Below are 13,359 nucleotides of genomic sequence, written 5' to 3'. Positions count from 1 at the left end.
TTATGGCCAGTTCCAGGATGTTGGGACTGGCTGTTTTTTTACAAATTGGATTAGCTGGAAGCACACAATGGTTCGCAGACAGTAGATGGTTTGGGATCGTTATGGACTGTATTGCAGCTATTTCAACTTCTTGGTCTCTTTTTCCAATTTTTCGGACATCATAACTCTTATTGTCATACTTTTGCACCGAACCGTAGTATATTTTAATGAACAGTTGCATCTGAGTCCGATCACTTAGCAAAATGGCCGAAGTTAGCTTAATAAGGTCTCCTCGGTCCGATTCGCTGTAATTCCCAAGGAACGTTTACAAGCCAGTGCCTGGCAGATGAGCATCAAGTCTATCCGATCTTTGGAAATATAGTATTATATTGGGTTTGTTGTGCTAAGAATTACCCTTTAGAGGCAAGTAATTACTAGTATTAATTGTTATAAGCCAACACAAATTGTTATGTTGTGTTATGATAGTAGGGAGGTGACTCCCATGAATGATTTTGAGAACTATCCCGATGAGCTGGGTAATTTCATTCGGCACATCAGAAAGACGAGAGGGTTAACCTTAAGAGGACTGGAAGAAAAGAGCGGCATAAGTTACTCACAGCTTAGCAAGATCGAACGTGGAGAGAGCATTCCGCTAAAAGACAATCTGGACAAGATCATCGAAGCACTTGGAACAGATCTGAAGAATCGGATGTATCATTTGGCAGACTATATGCCAGATATTGAATATATCAAGACCTTAAAGCATGGTTATGAGCTGCCACAGCTTAAACAGTCTCAGGACTACATTTATGAGACGGCATTTAACAAGCTTAAGGAATTCAGGGCAAAGGAAGGTAAAGAAACATCTTACGTTTCCTTTGATTCTAATGAAGTCATAGTTTATGAAACGGAATATGGGGCAGGAATGGTAATAGAGAAGATTGAGAAATACAATCTTACCGACGTCCTGAACGATAAGTTTGAGGGTTGCCTCGACTCCTTAAGAAAGAGCCCTCGGAAAGGGCGTCAAGCCTTTCTATTTGGCGAGTGGTTACGGGAGTGCGTTTATGAGCTGAAGGAAGAAGAACAGGATCAGGTCATACAAGCGCTCAAAGAATTTACGCAATTTAAAGTACAACAGATAAAGGGTGCTTATAAATAATGTATGTTTCATAAATGATCTCAAAAATGAATAATGTTGCCCTTTCTTGCAGCCATCTATTCATCTTGATCCATAAACTAACAACTAAAAATGGTTTGACAGAAAAGGGGATATTAATAATGAAAATTAACATGAAGTTTACCAGCAAGGGAAAAGTCGCTATAGAGAATTTTAATAACGAGGAATTGCTGGAGATCTTCGCACGATACATCAAGACATTATCCAAAAAGTATGATATCGAAGTTGATGTTCCTCTTGATGAGAATCAAAATATTGTTGGTGATGGCGCTGTAATTGCGACTGCACAAAATGTGAAATGCGATGTAGAAACTTTTTTCAAAGAGCTGGGTAGAGATATTAAAGTTCCTTTGAAGAAAAGACTTGGCGGAAAATTGGAAAATGTATTTAAAACGGAAATTACGGAGTAGAAGATTACTCTATTTTAGGGAGTAGTCCTTACTGCACATAAAGAAGGTAGGGCCTTCAGGAGGCTCTACCTTCTTTATGTTGATGATGTTAACATGAAGACAATCTAGAGAACACTCGCAGTGAAGCCATGGGAAGTTATATTATTATGTAATAATTTGTGAATTAATTTGTTTATGGGGATGTTATGATTTTTCAGTTTGTATGAGATCTCTACTGTCTAAAATCTCTCTAACAATCGCTATGAAATCTGGTAAAGCTTGTGCCTCAAGCGCTAATTTATAGATGTTAAGTAATTCTTCATCAGATATCGATTCAAGAGATGAGGGGCGTGGTGAGGGATGAAAATAGTAGTTCATTTGGTTCCTCCATCATATATTTGTTTTTATTACACATTTATATATATGGTATCATTTGGAATACAATCCGTCTCCTGTCATTCATCTTACGAATTTTTCTTTACATCTTAGGGTAATTATGGCATAATGGCTATTTTTATGTGGTTATAGCAGCTTGGATTAGTTTGAATTTTAATAAACAAAAACAATCCCGACATGTACACTACATGTCGGGATTGTTTTATTCGGAGTTTTTCTTAAGAATAGATAAGTACTTCTTTAGGCGAGGTTCATTGGATTCCGATACAGTAGTGAACTGCTTGCCTTGATTAAAGCATACAATCTTCCGCTCGGGATCGTAGCCTTCTATGTTGTTAATATTGACGACATTGCTGCGGTCAAGGCGTTCGAATCCCTTACCCTCATACGCTACGGAAAGATCGGAGAGCGTGGTGGGGAGAATAAATTCGCCTTCTTTCGTATGGACGAATATTGTATTTTTATAATTCGAGAAATACAATATTTCTTCCTCTAGAATATCACTAGAGGAACCGTCTTTCTGTAAGACACGCATCTTTTCCCCATCCTTGTTTAATTACTTGCGTAGTTCTTTTGGAATTTCAGGGCTGTAAGCAAATGGTTTCAAAACCGTTGCAAAAACAACAGCGGAAGTACCTAATATGTTAGAAACATAGCGAGCTAAAGTTTTTTTCATCTGATTGGCCTCCTTTGCAATGGGATTATAACTGTAAAGGATTGAACTAAAAATGCCAATCCAATGACAGGCGAATGGAGCCAAAAATTCAAAGAAACCAGAATTATGGAAATGATCTTGAAACCCGAATACCATTCTTTGGGTATTTGTGCATTAGCATCAGGATTTGGAGCACATAAGATCATTACAAGTAAAGAAAAAAGATTAATCCAAAGGATATGGTTATGTATTAGAGAAGTGATATGAGGGATCAGTGAACAGATAAAGATAGATACAATATTGCAGGACCTTGCGGATTTTAAATGTACCCCACCGGATGCCATTCTTAGGAGTATGAAGCTGAATAAGGCTAAGAATGTTTCCTTTAGCTGTCCAGTAAGCCCGCCAATGCATAACGAAGTTATAATAATGAATAAAGTATTCAAAATAATGTTAAGGGCATAATGCATGATTTCAATGGAATGCGTTTGCTCTGGATTACTTTTCTTAATGACCTCAACAATTTTAAAAGTTAAATGACTCATAATTATTTCTATCCTTTTTGTAGGAGAAATATAGATATCCCCATAATAGTATTCCATAGAAAATTGGGATCAAATAAAAGAAATTAGATTCAATAAAGTAGGTGAATAAAGTAACGAGAATTACTGTAGGGAGATTAAGAGCGAATAATATTTTTTCGCTAGTTGTTGGTTTAACTTTTACATCGGGTCTATCAGGTACAAAGTCAAATCCAATACGTTTATGACCCACATATATACCAATTAGAATCGCGGCTAATGCTGATAAAATCTGCATTGTCATTATGTTTTCTGTAATCGGGTCCGAAGTATTTAGAGGTATGTTGATTACAGAGTGTAATAAATACACAATACTGGCTTGAATCACCGAGTAAGCTTGATAGGTCATCCCGGTTAATATGGAAGCGTAGAAGGGATGAATCCGGAATAACATCCACATAAAACCAAACATTAGTGCATATTGTGAGAAAATATCTAATGAAGCTATTCCATAGTTAATTCTAAGAGTATAAGAAAAAAAGCCCATAATAAAACCAGCAAACACTATCTCTTTATGATATAAGTCAATTTTGAAGATTTTGAAAGCCAGAAAGAACATTGCGTAAGTCTCTAATATTGAAAATATCATAAAAAGAATAAAATCTAGCATGCCTACACTCCCGATGACTTATAGTGTAACTAACCATATTAATGCAAGTATCGTATATAATGAACTAAAATACAACAACTACAGCATTATTTTCCTCCTATTTTTTCGAAAAAAATCAAAATGAGAGGGGTTTAGACATGGATCAACGCCCAGAAAGCAGTGAGTACCTTCGTGAATTATCAAAGTATGTCGATTTAGTGCCAGTTGATGGGGACATTTGTACCATTTTTAGAGAGCAGACGGATGAGATTTGTAGCTTTATTTCGCACCTTACAGAAGAACAAGGAGAGCATCGTTACGCTCCTGACAAATGGAGTATAAAGGAAATGGTAGGTCATTTGGCGGATACCGGAAGAATTATGTCCTATCGTTTGTTGCGTGTGGCAAGAGGAGATACGACCCCGCTGGCGGGCTTTGATGAAAAGGACTATGTGCCTACCGCAAATTTTGAAGCGCACACGCTAGAAAAACTCCTGGCTCATTACAAGCTTGTCCGAGCGTCAACGCAAGCTCTTTTGGACATTTTGCCGGAAGATGCATGGATTCGCGAGGGAACGGTTAACAATGCAACCATTTCCGCGAGAGCAGTGGCGTGCGTAATGATTGGGCATGATCATCATCATTTGAATATTCTTAAAGAAAGATACCTGGTTTAATCGAGTTTTATTTAAAAAAAGCATTCCTGAGGCCATCACGGCTTCGGAATGCTTTTTTAGCTAAAGGTATATATTTTGTGCCCCTCGCAAAGTAGCTGAGTAAGCTTCGAAACAAAGCCTCACTTTGGGGTATATTTTAAAGTGGAGGATTCTTGTGGCATTTACGGCACACCGGATAGTAAGCTTCGTTGCCGCCGATTTGGATTTGCTTGCCGCTGTATACAGGCTTACCATTTTCTACTCTTAGAGCCATCGTTGCTTTGCGCTCGCAGAACCAGCAAATGGTCTTCATTTCCTCGATTTTATCAGCATAAATCAGCATGTATTTGCTGCCTTCAAATAGCTGGTTCTGGAAATCATTTTTAAGTCCAAATGCCATAACTGGAATGCCTAGTTCATCCACAATCCGTACTAGCTGAAGAATGCAGTCCTTGCTTAGAAATTGACATTCATCAATTAGTACACAGTGGGGTTTGGGCTGGTTACTGCTGACGATATTATAAATATCGGTTTTCTCGTCGACGGGTATGGCCTGTTTCCGCAGCCCAATACGGGAGGAGATAAAACCAACTTCGTCCCGATCGTCTATGGATGGAGTGAAAATGAGCACTGATTTCCCTTGCTCTTCATAATTATGCGCAACCTTGAGTATCTCAATAGATTTACCGCTGTTCATTGCTCCGTATTTGAAAAACAACTGTGCCACTTCCATCTATCCTTTCGTATAAGCAAATAATCTAATTTTAAAAATGCGACCTTATTAGAGTATCATATTCGTGTCAGCTGTATCCAGTGAAAACATTGCGATAGAATTGAATGTGGTATGATAAAAGGAATCATGTGATTGGAAAGGAAGTAATATGTGTGACTGAAAAAATAGACGAATACAAGGAACGGTTAGCTCTGTTTCAGCAGAATGGAAATCTTTCTATCGAGGCTGAGGCTTTGCTGGAAGAGATGATGGCAGATTTGGTGGAATTTAATCGAAGCAATAAAGCGCTGCGGCGGGCAATAATGAAAACTGGGCAGGCCTCCACAATGTCGACTCGTTTAAGGGATGCACTGTACGAATAGAAAAAGAGGGTATGCGAATGGGTTTGATTTTCTCTTTTCTCAAAAAATATAAAGTCGCTGCAATAGCTGCCCTAGTGATGATGCTTATTGAACTAGCGGTGGAATTGTCACAGCCTTTACTCATTTCCAAAATTATTGACCAGGGTATTAAAGAACAGAATTCCTCTGTAGTATGGCTCTGGGGCGGTGTATTGATCGGCAGCGCGGTAGTTGCGTTTATAGCTGGGGTATTAAGTTCTTTTTTTGCTGCCCATGCGAGTCAGAGCTTTGCGTTTGATCTTAGGGACAAGTTATATGAAAAGGTACAATCCTTTACATATGAAGTATTCAACCGGTTTGCTACTTCTTCGCTGATCACTCGTCTTACCGGCGATGTATCGCAGCTGCAGGACACTATATTTATGAGCCTCCGCTTTATGACACGGGTGCCACTGGTTGTGGTGGGCAGTGTGATTATGGCATTGGTTGTTCATGTGAAGCTGGGATTATTTCTCACTGTAGCTCTACCTTTGTTGCTTCTCTTCCTTTACTTCATCATGAGAAAAGCTTCTTTGTTATTTCGCAACGTACAAAATCGGCTTGACGGTGTGAATGGTGTAATTCAGGAGAATTTAACGGGAATCCGCTTAATTCGTGTGTTCGTGCGCATGGGACATGAGATTGGACGTTTCACGGTCTTTAGCGGGAATTTGATGAAATCCACGGTATCGGCGCTACGTTTGACGGAGACAACGATGCCATTTGTTATGCTTATTGTGAATGCAGCGATTATGTCGATCCTATGGTTTGGACGGATTGAGATTGCAAATGGGGATGCTACTTTAGGAGAAACTGTTGCAGTTATTAATTACTCATTACGAACCATAGGAGCGTTGTCAGCTATATCTGGACTTGTCGTTACAATTTCCCGAGCACGTGCCTCCTCCCAGCGTATTACAGAAGTGATGTCAGCAGGCGCTGGAGTTAAGGAAGGCGGAACCGCAAAGGGCGAACCGATACAGGGTCACGTCCAATTTGAAGACATCAGCTTCAAGTATCCGGAGAGTGATATTTCGGTGCTAGAGGATATTACTTTTGAAGTTGCTGCTGGTGAGCGGGTAGCGATTATGGGAGCCACCGGATCAGGAAAGTCTTCTCTTGTCGGTCTAATCCCGCGTTTATATGAAGAGACAGACGGTATCATTCGCATTGATGGGCAAAAGAGCACCGACATCGATATTTCAAGATTGCGGCGATCAATCGGTTACGTTCCTCAAGAACTGCAGCTCTTCAGCGGATCGATTCGCGATAATATCGCTTGGGGCAATGAATATGCCACACAGGAACAAATCGAACACGCAGCAGCTGCCGCACAAATTCACGCAACAGTGATGGATCTGCCTAAAGGTTATGACACCATGCTTGGTCAGCGGGGGGTAAATCTGTCTGGTGGGCAAAAGCAACGCTTGACCATCGCCCGGGCGCTTGTGAGGAAACCTGCTATTTTGATCCTCGATGACAGTACGAGTGCGCTTGATGCTGTGACAGAAGGACTTTTGCTGGAGGCACTGAAAGAGATTTCATGTACAACCTTCCTGATTACTCAGAAGATCAGTTCTACTGCATCTGCAGATTTGATTCTGCTGTTGGACGAAGGACGCTTAATCGGTAAAGGAACACATGACGAGCTTATGACAAGCTCGGCGCTGTACCGCAAGATTTATGAATCACAGGTAGAGGAGGCGAAGCAGCATGTTCAAAGCAATTCTTGAACCCTTTCGTCACCCAAAACCCGTCATTGAGCTTGGAGCAGGAAGAAGCCTTGGTTCAGCTGCTGGAGGGAAGCCAAAAGCAAAGGCAAAGGATTGGGGCGGCACGCTCATACGGATTTGGAGCTACCTTGCCGAGCGTAAAGCTAAGCTTTTTCTCGTTCTGTTAATGGTAGTCTTCAGCTCGGCTTTAGCACTGCTCGGGCCTTATATGATTGGTAAAGCCGTGGATGATTATCTGGAAGGTGCAGGCGGACGATCGTGGACGATTTTTCTGACCAGCCTAGCTAGTGTTTATATCTTCTATTCATTAACTTCTTGGCTGCAAAATATATGGATGATTGAAATTGCCCAGGAGACCGTATTTCGGATGCGCACGGAGTTGTTTTCCCATCTTCATCGGTTGCCCATCTCATTTTTTAATCGGAGACAGCAGGGCGAAATTATGAGTCGCCTCACCAACGATATTGAGAACGTCAGCTCTACGCTGAATAGCTCAGCTATTCAGATCTTTTCCAGTGTTTTGACATTGCTCGGAACGGTGGGGGTAATGCTCTGGCTCAGTCCTCTACTGACGCTGCTCACGTTCCTGGTTGTGCCGTTGATGTTATTAGGCATGCGCTGGATTACTCGGCGTACGGGTCCGCTTTTTAAAGAACGTCAGCGCAATGTGGGTGAGTTAAACGGTTATATAGAAGAGACGTTATCCGGTCAACGGATTATCAAGGCTTTTTCACAAGAGGAACGGGTCATCGCTGGTTTTCATGAACGCAATGAGCGGATTATGCTCTCTGGATACTGGGCACAGTCGATTTCTGGCTTCATTCCTAAGCTGATGAATGGACTTAATAATTTGAGCTTCGCTATTGTGGCTGGAGTCGGTGGTTTGTTAGCGATTCGCGGAGCGATTACGGTCGGTGTGATTATTGTGTTTGTAGAATATACGCGTCAATTTACTCGCCCTCTTAATGACTTAGCGAATCAGTGGAATACACTACTGTCAGCGGTTGCGGGAGCGGAAAGAGTGTTTGAAGTGCTGGACGAAGAGACGGAAGCTAAAGATGAAGGTGCAGCCACTTCGCTGGTTAAAGTTGAGGGTGCAGTGAAGTTCGAAAAGGTATCTTTTTCATATGACGGAAGTTTTAACACGCTGCATGATATTAGCTTTGAAGCGAAGCCTGGTGAGATGATCGCCTTAGTAGGACCTACCGGTGCCGGCAAAACAACACTTATCGGGCTGTTATCTCGTTTCTATGATCCTAATCAGGGTAAAATTACGCTGGATGGCTTAGATGTCACTTCGATTCGGCGTGAAAGCCTGAGGAGCCATATGGCGTTTGTGCTGCAGGACTCCTTTTTATTCAAGGGCAGCATCCGCGATAATATTCGTTACGGTAGACTGGATGCTTCCGATGAAGAGGTCGAGGCGGCGGCCAAGCTGGCTAACGCTCATTCTTTTATTATCCGAATGCCGGAAGGTTATGATCGAATGCTCTCTGCAGATGGTAGCGGCATAAGCCAAGGACAGAAGCAATTGCTATCCATTGCAAGGGCCATTCTTGCCAATCCTTCGATGCTTGTTCTTGATGAAGCCACTAGCAGTATCGATACGGTGACCGAAATCAAGATTCAGGAAGGACTTCAGGCGCTAATGAAGGGACGGACCAGCTTCGTTATTGCCCATAGACTGGGCACCATCCGGGCAGCTGATCGAATTCTTGTTCTTCAAGGGGGCAGATTGCTGCAGCAGGGCTCCCATGAGGAGTTGTTGAAGCAAGGTGGCTTGTACAGTGAGTTGGTGCAAGGCGGTCGTAGAGAAGGACTTGATAAGGCTAGGCTTTAAGCTGTGCATAAAAAGGCGGGAGTTTTCAAGGAAGCGCAGGTCGCGTCCATGAAAACTCCCGCCTTTATGTAATGTGTGGATATTCATTATACATTTGAAGTGAGTTGTCGGATGGTTTAATTGCAGAATGTGCAATAGATTTCGATTGTACAATGAGGGGATGATTATGCTGCTTATGAGATCGTTTCTTGCGCTGCAGCTTGTTTCGCTTTTTGTTTCTCTTTGAACCGAGGGCCAACATAATTACGTTTGCGGTCTCTTGCTAGAATCCAGCCGCCAAGGAAAGTCATGCCTGCTGCAAAGAGCAGAAACCCTCCGCCGAAATGCAGCCAAGCGAAATCTGGAACAACGGAGTCATCTCCATGCATAGAGATATAATCAAAAATATCGTCCTTCATCATTAAGAAGCCCTTCATTGCGATTAAACCGGGAAACACAAGAATAAGGATGGCAATGAAGCGTGAAATTAATAGTTTCATAAGTGTCTCCTACCCCTCTTAGCCCAATGGATTCAACCATATGATAACGCTTTAGTAAGAAAAAGTCCATTTGGATATGATGTTTATAAGTTTTGTAATACGCTAAAAAGAGAGTACAATATACAATGTAAAATGAACTTACGTGTAATGACTGGAGGATACATATCATGACAATTTCATGTGACGTGGCCATACTTGGCGGAGGAACCGGGGGATATGTGGCAGCCATTCGCGCTGCACAGCTTGGAAAGTCCGTCGTCGTCATCGAAATGGACAAACTGGGAGGAACCTGCCTGCACCGTGGCTGCATTCCTAGCAAATCGCTGCTCAGAAGCGCAGAAGTATATGCTGAAATCATCGAGAGTGAGAGCTATGGCATTGAGACAAGCGGTGTACAGCTCGTATTCCCAAAAGTACAAAAGCGCAAGGAAGCGGTAGTTGAACAACTTCATCAGGGCGTACAATATTTGATGCGCAAAAATAAAATACAAGTCATTAAAGGCAAGGGGCGCGTGACGGGTCCCTCTATTTTTTCCCCGCGTAGTGGTGCTGTTGCTGTGGAACTAGAAGACGGTGAAATGGAAACAGTGCTCTCGAACCATCTTATTATTGCTACAGGATCTCGTCCGCGTGTATTACCTGGTCTGGAACCAGACGGGAAAGTTATTCTTAGCAGTGATGAAGCACTCACGCTCGACGAGTTACCTTCTTCCATCATTATTGTTGGAGGCGGAGTCATTGGGGTGGAATGGGCCTCTATGCTGGTTGATTTCGGAGTACAGGTTACGGTAGTTGAAGCTGCTAGTCAGTTACTACCTCAAGAGGATGAAGAAGTAGCTAAAGAACTGCAGCGTCTACTTAAAAAACGTGGTGTTAAAGTACTGACTGAAACTACAGTGGATGCTGCAACCTGCAAGGTAACGGACGATGGAATTTCGATCGATGCCCGTAAGGGAGAGCAAACCCAAAGTCTATCCGCAGAAAAGCTGCTTGTATCCGTAGGGAGGGTAGCGAATATAGAGAATATTGGTCTGGAAAATACAGATATTCGCTTTGATAAAGGAATTATTGCTGTAAATGCTAGTATGCAGACGGCTGAGCCGCATATTTATGCGATTGGTGACTGTATCGGTGGACTACAACTAGCTCATGCCGCCAGCCATGAAGGCATTATGGCGGTCAACCATCTCGCTGGTGAGAAGCTTCACCCTTATCAGACACATCTTGTACCGCGTTGTGTCTACACACGTCCTGAAGTTGCGAGTGTGGGTCACACTGAGAAGGAAGCTAAAGCCTTGGGACATGATGTAGTAACTGGTAAATTCCCCTTCTCGGCCATTGGCAAGGCGATTGTGTACGGCCAGAAGGACGGGTTTGTTAAAGTTGTGGCGGATCGAAGCAGCGGAGATATTCTCGGTGTGCAGATGATAGGTCCGCATGTTACGGATCTCATCGGGGAAGCTGCATTAGCTCAACTGCTGGATGCAACACCTTGGGAGGTTGGCGAGGCTATTCATGCTCACCCTACACTTTCGGAGATCATTGGAGAAGCAATGTTAGCTGTAGATGGAAGATCTATCGGGATTTAGCTTTTCTTTTTGGGTAGAAAGGGATTATAATAAACTCAAGCCAAGTCTTAGTACCAGGTTTTAAGATCAGGATACAATTGGTCTTAAATCCTGTAAGACTCAGGCTTTATGAATAAGGAGGTATCTCTTTATGGAATCCCAAGATACTGTAGAAACGATTAACAGACATAAGCAGCTTGGACTAAGTGACGGCCAGGTCATCGATATGTACAGATATATGCTGCTCGCACGTAAATACGACGAGCGCAGTCTGCTGCTTCAGCGCGCTGGCAAGATTAACTTTCATGTCTCCGGCATTGGCCAGGAGGCGGGTCAGGTAGCAGCAGCATTTGCGCTGGACCGGCAGAATGATTATTTTTTACCTTATTACCGTGATTATGCTTTCGTACTCTCCGTGGGTATGACTACTCGTGAATTGATGTTGTCTGTGTTCGCAAAGGCAGAAGATCCAAACAGTGGTGGGCGGCAAATGCCAGGTCACTTTGGTAGTAAGCGTCTGCGTATTGTGACAGGCTCAAGTCCTGTAACCACGCAGGTCCCTCATGCGGTTGGTTTTGCTTTGGCAGCCAAAATGCAAAAGAAAAAATTCGTCTCATTTGTAACCTTCGGGGAAGGCTCTAGCAACCAAGGGGATTTTCATGAAGCTTGTAACTTTGCCGGAGTGAATAAGCTACCGGTTATTATCATGTGTCAGAATAATCAGTACGCGATTTCTATTCCTGCTCACAAACAGCTTGGAGGTAAGGTCAGCGACCGTGCTCTGGGTTATGGGTTTCCAGGGGTGCGTGTAGACGGCAATGATCCACTGGAAGTATATCGTGTCGTTAAGGAAGCTCGGGAAAGAGCACTTGCGGGTGAAGGTCCTACGTTAATCGAAGCCATGATGTACCGTTTATCTCCACACTCCACCTCGGACAATGATTTGGCTTATCGGACCAAAGAAGAGGTTGATGAGAATTGGAAGAAGGACGGTGTAGCAGGATTCCGTAATTACCTGATCGGTCTGGGACTTTGGAGTGACGAGCAAGAACAAGATCTTATTGCTGAATGCAATCTTGAGCTTAAAGCAGCTATCGAATATGCTGACAACGCTCCGTTCCCGAAACCGGAAGATACACTGCTGCATGTTTACAGTGATTCCGACCTGAAAGGAGGAGCATAAACCATGGCTATAATGGAATATATCGATGCCATTCGGCTCGCGATGAAGGAAGAAATGGAACGCGATGAATCCGTGTTTGTGCTTGGCGAGGACGTGGGTCTCAAGGGTGGCGTATTTACCACAACAAAAGGTCTGCAAGAACAGTTCGGAGAAGAGCGTGTACTGGATACACCGTTAGCGGAATCAGCTATTGCTGGTGTGGCGATTGGTGCAGCTATGTATGGTATGAAGCCGATTGCTGAAATGCAGTACTCTGACTTCATGCTTCCAGCAACGAATCAAATCATTAGCGAAGCGGCCAAAATCCGCTATCGTTCAAATAACGATTGGAATTGCCCGGTTGTCATTCGTGCGCCTATCGGCGGCGGTGTATTCGGCGGTCTGTACCATTCTCAGTGTCCGGAATCGATTTTCTTCGGTACACCAGGCTTGAAGATTGTCGCACCTTACTCTGCTTACGATGCAAAGGGACTATTGAAGGCAGCCGTACGTGATCCTGACCCGGTTTTATTCTTCGAGAACAAAAAGTGCTATAAGCTGATCAAGGAAGAAGTGCCAGAAGGTGATTACATCGTTCCAATTGGCGAAGCTAATCTGCTGCGTAAGGGAACAGATATTACGGTTATTGGTTATAGTTTGCCATTGCATTTTGCGATGCAAGCAGCAGAAGAATTGGAGCGCGAAGAAGGCATTACAGCGCATATTCTGGATCTGCGGACCTTGCAGCCTCTTGATCGTGAGGCGATCATAGCTGCTGCTCGTGAGACAGGGAAGGTTCTTATTGTGCACGAGGACAATAAAACGGGCGGTATTGGTGGCGAAGTGGCGGCAATTATCGCTGAGCATTGTCTATTTGAACTAGACGCGCCGATCTTCCGTCTTTGTGGTCCCGATGTTCCGGCGATGCCAATCAGCCCACCAATGGAGAAGTTCTTCATGCTTAGCAAGGAAAAAGTGAAGGCAGAAATGCTTCGACTGGCGCAATATTAAAATAGTGGAGTGGACGCGAAGCTTCGTA

17 protein-coding genes are annotated in these 13,359 nt (G+C 43.2%); 10 read left to right on the top strand and 7 right to left on the bottom strand.

Annotated elements, in window-relative coordinates; translation table 11 throughout:
• Window positions 1-2: 2 nt before the first annotated feature.
• From MHB64_RS21960 to MHB64_RS21950, 3 genes are all read left to right on the top strand, one after another.
• Entirely contained in the window at window positions 3-164 is a 162-nt protein-coding gene (locus MHB64_RS21960) for a hypothetical protein (protein ID WP_341135367.1), read from the top strand.
• A gap of 317 nt (window positions 165-481) precedes the next feature.
• Window positions 482-1,141, top strand: a complete 660-nt coding sequence (locus tag MHB64_RS21955) for a helix-turn-helix domain-containing protein (RefSeq protein ID WP_042190416.1) — start codon at window positions 482-484, stop codon at window positions 1,139-1,141.
• Between the two features lie 119 nt (window positions 1,142-1,260).
• Window positions 1,261-1,569, top strand: coding sequence for a hypothetical protein (locus tag MHB64_RS21950; RefSeq protein ID WP_060622608.1), 309 nt, complete (start codon window positions 1,261-1,263; stop codon window positions 1,567-1,569).
• 183 nt (window positions 1,570-1,752) lie between these two features.
• Here the strand turns inward: MHB64_RS21950 and MHB64_RS21945 are convergent, their stop codons facing one another.
• From MHB64_RS21945 to MHB64_RS21930, 5 genes are all read right to left on the bottom strand, one after another.
• A complete protein-coding gene (locus MHB64_RS21945) occupies window positions 1,753-1,926 on the bottom strand; it encodes a sporulation histidine kinase inhibitor Sda (protein WP_094873622.1) in 174 nt (57 codons plus the stop codon).
• Between the two features lie 220 nt (window positions 1,927-2,146).
• A complete protein-coding gene (locus tag MHB64_RS21940; protein WP_094876428.1) occupies window positions 2,147-2,479 on the bottom strand; it encodes a LytTR family DNA-binding domain-containing protein in 333 nt (110 codons plus the stop codon).
• Window positions 2,480-2,500: 21 nt separating this feature from the next.
• Window positions 2,501-2,620 carry a cyclic lactone autoinducer peptide gene (locus MHB64_RS21935; protein ID WP_341135366.1) on the bottom strand — a complete coding sequence of 40 codons (120 nt, stop codon included), beginning with the start codon at window positions 2,618-2,620 and terminating at the stop codon, window positions 2,501-2,503.
• Window positions 2,617-3,144, bottom strand: coding sequence for an accessory gene regulator ArgB-like protein (locus MHB64_RS33930; RefSeq protein ID WP_179283635.1), 528 nt, complete (start codon window positions 3,142-3,144; stop codon window positions 2,617-2,619). The genes MHB64_RS21935 and MHB64_RS33930 overlap by 4 nt, the downstream gene beginning before the upstream one ends.
• Entirely contained in the window at window positions 3,125-3,790 is a 666-nt protein-coding gene (locus MHB64_RS21930) for a hypothetical protein (protein ID WP_094876426.1), read from the bottom strand. The genes MHB64_RS33930 and MHB64_RS21930 overlap by 20 nt, the downstream gene beginning before the upstream one ends.
• Window positions 3,791-3,927: 137 nt before the next feature.
• Between MHB64_RS21930 and MHB64_RS21925 the strand changes: the two genes are divergently transcribed.
• Window positions 3,928-4,446 (top strand): DinB family protein, encoded by a 519-nt coding sequence (locus MHB64_RS21925; protein ID WP_341135365.1) that lies wholly within the window; start codon window positions 3,928-3,930, stop codon window positions 4,444-4,446.
• Between the two features lie 136 nt (window positions 4,447-4,582).
• Here MHB64_RS21925 and MHB64_RS21920 read toward each other — a convergent pair whose 3' ends face one another.
• Window positions 4,583-5,152: a thymidine kinase gene (locus tag MHB64_RS21920; RefSeq protein WP_341052618.1), complete on the bottom strand. Its 570-nt coding sequence runs from the start codon at window positions 5,150-5,152 to the stop codon at window positions 4,583-4,585.
• 158 nt (window positions 5,153-5,310) lie between these two features.
• Here MHB64_RS21920 and MHB64_RS21915 point away from each other — a divergent pair, with 158 nt between their 5' ends.
• From MHB64_RS21915 to MHB64_RS21905, 3 genes are read left to right on the top strand one after another with little or no spacing between them, the layout of a single operon-like run.
• Window positions 5,311-5,520, top strand: a complete 210-nt coding sequence (locus MHB64_RS21915; RefSeq protein WP_341135364.1) for a hypothetical protein — start codon at window positions 5,311-5,313, stop codon at window positions 5,518-5,520.
• A 17-nt stretch (window positions 5,521-5,537) separates the two neighbouring features.
• A complete protein-coding gene (locus MHB64_RS21910) occupies window positions 5,538-7,271 on the top strand; it encodes an ABC transporter ATP-binding protein (protein WP_341135363.1) in 1,734 nt (577 codons plus the stop codon).
• Entirely contained in the window at window positions 7,252-9,111 is a 1,860-nt protein-coding gene (locus MHB64_RS21905; protein ID WP_341135362.1) for an ABC transporter ATP-binding protein, read from the top strand. The genes MHB64_RS21910 and MHB64_RS21905 overlap by 20 nt, the downstream gene beginning before the upstream one ends.
• Window positions 9,112-9,284: 173 nt before the next feature.
• Here the strand turns inward: MHB64_RS21905 and MHB64_RS21900 are convergent, their stop codons facing one another.
• On the bottom strand, window positions 9,285-9,590 hold the full coding sequence (locus tag MHB64_RS21900) for a DUF2627 domain-containing protein (RefSeq protein ID WP_042190393.1): 306 nt from the start codon (window positions 9,588-9,590) through the stop codon (window positions 9,285-9,287).
• Between the two features lie 167 nt (window positions 9,591-9,757).
• Between MHB64_RS21900 and lpdA the strand changes: the two genes are divergently transcribed.
• The 3 genes from lpdA to MHB64_RS21885 all read left to right on the top strand — a co-directional run bounded on the left by lpdA (window position 9,758) and on the right by MHB64_RS21885 (window position 13,331).
• Window positions 9,758-11,179: a dihydrolipoyl dehydrogenase gene (lpdA, locus tag MHB64_RS21895; RefSeq protein WP_341135361.1), complete on the top strand. Its 1,422-nt coding sequence runs from the start codon at window positions 9,758-9,760 to the stop codon at window positions 11,177-11,179.
• 130 nt (window positions 11,180-11,309) lie between these two features.
• The gene (locus MHB64_RS21890; protein WP_042190387.1) at window positions 11,310-12,341 is read left to right on the top strand and encodes a thiamine pyrophosphate-dependent dehydrogenase E1 component subunit alpha; all 1,032 of its coding nucleotides are present in this window, start codon (window positions 11,310-11,312) and stop codon (window positions 12,339-12,341) included.
• A gap of 3 nt (window positions 12,342-12,344) precedes the next feature.
• Window positions 12,345-13,331 carry an alpha-ketoacid dehydrogenase subunit beta gene (locus MHB64_RS21885; RefSeq protein WP_042129758.1) on the top strand — a complete coding sequence of 329 codons (987 nt, stop codon included), beginning with the start codon at window positions 12,345-12,347 and terminating at the stop codon, window positions 13,329-13,331.
• Window positions 13,332-13,359 lie beyond the last annotated feature (28 nt).

The sequence above is a fragment of the Paenibacillus sp. FSL K6-2859 genome (genome assembly GCF_038008265.1).
GTDB classification, from domain to species: Bacteria; Bacillota; Bacilli; order Paenibacillales; family Paenibacillaceae; genus Paenibacillus_AQ; species Paenibacillus_AQ nitricinens.
This window is presented reverse-complemented; position numbering and strand designations above follow the sequence as displayed.